The organism is Nocardia sp. NPDC058497, assembly GCF_042720195.1.
GTDB lineage: Bacteria > Actinomycetota > Actinomycetes > Mycobacteriales > Mycobacteriaceae > Nocardia.
Map to the genome: position 1 here is coordinate 1 of NZ_JBHXMY010000165.1, position 4,458 is coordinate 4,458.

Below are 4,458 nucleotides of genomic sequence, written 5' to 3' on the forward strand. Positions count from 1 at the left end.
GCTCCGGGTGATGACCGGGCTCTCGAAGGTCGAGAGCAAGCGCGCATCTGCAGGAGGCCCCCATGTGTTGTTGTCCGTCGATCCGACCCAGCTGACGCGATACCCCGGCGAACAACCCTGGAGCAATTCATGACCGACTCTGCCCTGCCCGAGAACTGGTCCTTCGAGACCAAGCAGATCCACGCGGGCCAGGCCCCCGACGCGAGCACCAACGCGCGGGCACTGCCGATCTACCAGACCACCTCCTACACCTTCCGCGACACCGACCACGCCGCCGCGCTGTTCGGTCTCGCCGAACCGGGCAACATCTACACCCGGATCATGAACCCCACCCAGGACGCGGTCGAGCAGCGCATCGCCGCGCTCGAGGGTGGCGTCGCGGCGCTGCTGCTGGCCTCCGGCCAGGCCGCCGAGACCTACGCGATCCTGAACCTGGCCAATGCCGGTGACCACATCGTGTCGAGCCCGCACCTCTACGGCGGCACGTACAACCTGTTCCACTACTCGCTGCCCAAGCTCGGCATCGAGGTCTCCTTCGTCGAGGATCCCGACGACCTGGCGCAATGGCAGGCCGCCATCCGGCCCAACACCAAGGCCTTCTACGGCGAGACCATCGCCAACCCGAGCAGCGCCGTGTTCGACATCCCCGGCATCGCCGAGGTGGCGCACAAGGCGGGCATCCCGCTGATTGTCGACAACACCGTCGCGACCCCGTACCTGATCCAGCCGCTGGCCCACGGCGCCGACATCGTCGTGCACTCGGCCACGAAGTACCTGGGCGGGCACGGCGCCGCGGTCGCCGGCGCGATCGTCGACGGCGGCACCTTCGACTGGACCGTGCGCGACGCCGACGGCAACGCGCGCTTCCCCGGTTTCACCGAGCCTGATCCCAGCTACCACGGCGCGGTGTTCGCCGACCTCGGCGCGCCCGCCTTCGCGCTGAAGGCCCGCGTGCAGCTGCTGCGCGACCTGGGTGCGGCGGTGTCGCCGTTCAACGCGTTCCTCATCGCCCAGGGCATCGAGACGCTGAGCCTGCGGGTCGAGCGGCACGTGGCCAATGCCGAGGCCGTGGCGAAGTTCGTCGCCGAGCAGCCGGGTGTCGAGGCCGTGTACTACGCGGGGCTCGAGACCTCGCCCTGGTACGCGCGGGCCAAGCAGCTGGCGCCCAAGGGCGCGGGCGCGATCGTCGCGTTCGAGCTGCGCGGCGGTGTCGACGCGGGCAAGAAGTTCGTGGACGCGTTAAGCCTGCACAGCCATGTCGCTAACATCGGTGATGTGCGTTCTCTCGTGATTCACCCGGCGTCGACCACGCACTCGCAGTTGACGCCCGAAGAGCAACTGGCCTCCGGCGTCACCCCGGGGCTGGTCCGGCTCGCCATCGGCATCGAGGGAATCGACGACATCCTGGCCGATCTGCGCGCAGGTTTCGCGGCGGCGACGACGTGACTGTGAGCACCGAATCGCCGATCACCCGTCCCGCAACCGGTGTGGCCCTGCTGCCACCGCCGGACGGGCGACTCGGCGTGGTCGCCATCGGGGACGTGTCGCTGGAGAACGGCGCCGTGCTCCCCGATGTGCGGCTGGCGGTGCAACGCTGGGGCGAGCTCTCGCCCACGCTCGACAATGTGGTGCTGGTCGAGCACGCGCTGACCGGTGACTCGCATGTCATCGCCAGCGCGGACAACGCGCAGCCCGGCTGGTGGGAGGGCATGGTCGGGCCCGGCGCGCCGATCGACACCGACGAATGGTGTGTGATCGCGACCAACGTGCTCGGCGGCTGCAAGGGCAGCACCGGCCCGTCCTCGCCGGCGCCCGACGGCACGCCGTGGGGTTCGCGTTTTCCCGATCTGACCATCCGCGACCAGGTGACCGCCGAGGCGCAGCTGCTCGATCTGTTCGGGATCGAGCGGCTGGCCGCCGTCGTCGGCGGGTCGATGGGCGGCATGCGGGTGCTGGAGTGGATCGTCGGGCAGCCCGAGCGGGTCGCGGCCGCGCTCGTGCTGGCTGTCGGTGCCAGGGCCACCGCCGATCAGATCGGCACCCAGACCACCCAGATGGCCGTCATCACCGCCGACCCGGATTGGCAGGGTGGCGACTATCACGGCACCGGCCGCGCCCCGATGACCGGCATGGGCCTGGCCCGGCGCATCGCGCACCTGACCTACCGCACCGACGGCGAGCTCGACCACCGCTTCACCAATCAGCCCCAGGGCGACGAGGATCCGTGGACGGGCGGGCGCTACGCGGTGCAGAGCTACCTCGAGCATCAGGCCGACAAGCTCTGTCAGCGGTTCGACCCGGCCACCTATGTACTGCTCAGCGAGGCCATGAACCGGCACGACGTGGGTCGCGGGCGGGGCGGGATCGCCGCCGCGCTGGCCGCGACCTCGGTCCCGTGCGTGGTGGGCGGTGTCGACTCCGATCGGCTCTATCCCCTGCCCACCCAGGCCGAGCTGGCCGAGGGTCTGCCCGGCTGCGCGGGTCTCGAGATCGTGGTCTCGCGCGACGGGCACGACGGCTTCCTGACCGAGGCCGCCGCGGTGTCGAAGCTGCTCACCGAAACCATGCGGCTCGCCCGCGAGAACCGCTGACTCAGTCTTCCGTCGTGCCCGCCAGCAGGGTGACGATCGAGCGGACGTACTCCTGAAGCCGTTCGCGCGGATACTCCTGCGGCTCGTTGACCGCCAGCCTGCCGAGCATCTCGGCGACGGTGAGGGTCGAGTTCGCGAGCAGTCCCGCGTCCATCGCCGACAAGCGCGGTGACATCGCGATACCCACGCGGACAAGGGATTCCGCGCGGGCGAGGATCTCGGCACGGGCGGCCCGCAGTGCCGCGCGATACTCGTCGGGAGCGCTGGCCGGGGTCGCCAGGATCAGCCGCCAGCGCGTCGGATTCGCCAGTGCCACACCGACGAACGCTTCGACCGTCGCCGAGGCGGCGGCGATCGGATCGGTGTCGAGCAGGTTCTCCGGCAGGGTGTCGGCGATCTGCTCGAGGCCGCGTTCGCGTTCGCGTTCCAGCAGGGCCTCGACGAGTTCGGCGCGGGTCTTGAACACCGTGTACAGCACCGGTTTTCCGACGCCGGCCTCCTGGGCGACGGCTTCCATGCTCAGCTCGTGCAGTTCCATCCGGCCGAGCACGGCGAAGGCGGCGTCGAGCAGCTGGGCGCGCCGCTCGTGCGGTGGCAGGCGCGGCGCATAGCGGCGCCGCGGCCGTTGCTCCTGCGTTGCGGTCACGCCCGCACCTCCCTGTCGTTTCCTGGACGATACCCCGGCGGTGGACTCCCGGCATCAATCCTACGCAACCGTTGTATTCATATCGGGTGATTGCTACGGTGGTGTCGTATTCATGTGCGAGGAGCTTCCTCGGCAACTGCAAAGGAGCAGGTGCAATGGCATTCGATGCGTCGACTCTGCGTCGCGACGACTACGGCTTCTTCGGGCCGGATTCGCCCACCTGGAAGGTGTGGGCGGCACCGACCGCACTGATCGGATTCCAGCGCGCGGTCACCCTCGAGCACTTCGATCCGTTCCTCACCGCCGCGGTGGCCGATTCGCACGGAATCTACGACAATCCCGCCACCCGCCTGGACCACACGCTGTCCTACTTCCTGCTGGTCGCGCTCGGTGACGGCCGCACCGCCATCCAGGCCGCCGAGCACCTGATGAAGGTGCACGCGCCGATGACGGGCATCGAACCGATCAGCGGCAAGCGCTACAGCGCCAACAACCCCGACTCCCAGCTGTGGATCCATGTCACCGGATGGCATTCGGTACTCAAGGCCTACGAGATGTTCGGACCCGGCCCGCTGAGTCCCGCCGAGGAGGACCGCTACTGGGCCGAGTGCGTGATCGCCGCCGAACTGCAGACCTGCAAACCCGCGGATGTGCCGCGCAATCGCGACGAGGTGCGCGGCTACTTCGCGCGGGTTCGGCCGCAGTTGTGCGTCAGCGAGCGGGCCGTGCGGGCCATGCACTTCCTGCTGTGGCCGTCGGCGAGCAAGGGCATGACGTTCGCGGTCGGCGGCCGGGCGCTGTCGCTGGCGACGATCTCGACGCTGCCCGCCTGGATGCGCAAGCTCGGCCGGTTCAACCTGCCGGGCATCGTCGACGCGTCGGCGCGTATCCCCTGGAAAGCACTGGTGTGGGCCACCGCGCGCCGCGGCAACCGCGGGCTGATCCTGGCCAGCCCGTACGTCGCGAAGATGACCGGGCAGATCCTGGCAGCCCACATCGCCGCCGACTCGCCGCGAACCCGGTCGACGATCAGCCCGAGCGAAGCCCGCGAGCGCTACGGCAGCACGGGCACCCGCAGCCTGTGGGAGCACCGGGCCCCAGCGATCGCCGAGTCCGCCTGAACGACAGGTCGCCACGGCAGGGGGGCGCGCGGGGGGGGCGGCTGCTGCTGCCCCGCCGCCGGCAGTCGCCGCGTGTCCCCCCCCCCCCCCCCCCCGGCGC

The 4,458-nt window shown here is 69.9% G+C and carries 4 protein-coding genes; 3 read left to right on the top strand and 1 reads right to left on the bottom strand.

Features of this window, described 5'->3' with window-relative positions:
- Positions 1-129 precede the first annotated feature (129 nt).
- Positions 130-1,446, top strand: coding sequence for a bifunctional o-acetylhomoserine/o-acetylserine sulfhydrylase (locus ACFWPJ_RS13830; RefSeq protein ID WP_378850841.1), 1,317 nt, complete (start codon positions 130-132; stop codon positions 1,444-1,446).
- Positions 1,443-2,591 (top strand): homoserine O-acetyltransferase, encoded by a 1,149-nt coding sequence (locus tag ACFWPJ_RS13835; protein WP_378850844.1) that lies wholly within the window; start codon positions 1,443-1,445, stop codon positions 2,589-2,591. Before ACFWPJ_RS13830 ends, ACFWPJ_RS13835 begins: the two co-directional genes overlap by 4 nt.
- Before the next feature lies 1 nt (position 2,592).
- Here ACFWPJ_RS13835 and ACFWPJ_RS13840 read toward each other — a convergent pair whose 3' ends face one another.
- Positions 2,593-3,237 carry a TetR/AcrR family transcriptional regulator gene (locus ACFWPJ_RS13840; RefSeq protein WP_378850847.1) on the bottom strand — a complete coding sequence of 215 codons (645 nt, stop codon included), beginning with the start codon at positions 3,235-3,237 and terminating at the stop codon, positions 2,593-2,595.
- A 155-nt stretch (positions 3,238-3,392) separates the two neighbouring features.
- Here ACFWPJ_RS13840 and ACFWPJ_RS13845 point away from each other — a divergent pair, with 155 nt between their 5' ends.
- A complete protein-coding gene (locus tag ACFWPJ_RS13845; protein WP_378850850.1) occupies positions 3,393-4,358 on the top strand; it encodes an oxygenase MpaB family protein in 966 nt (321 codons plus the stop codon).
- Positions 4,359-4,458: the final 100 nt, after the last annotated feature.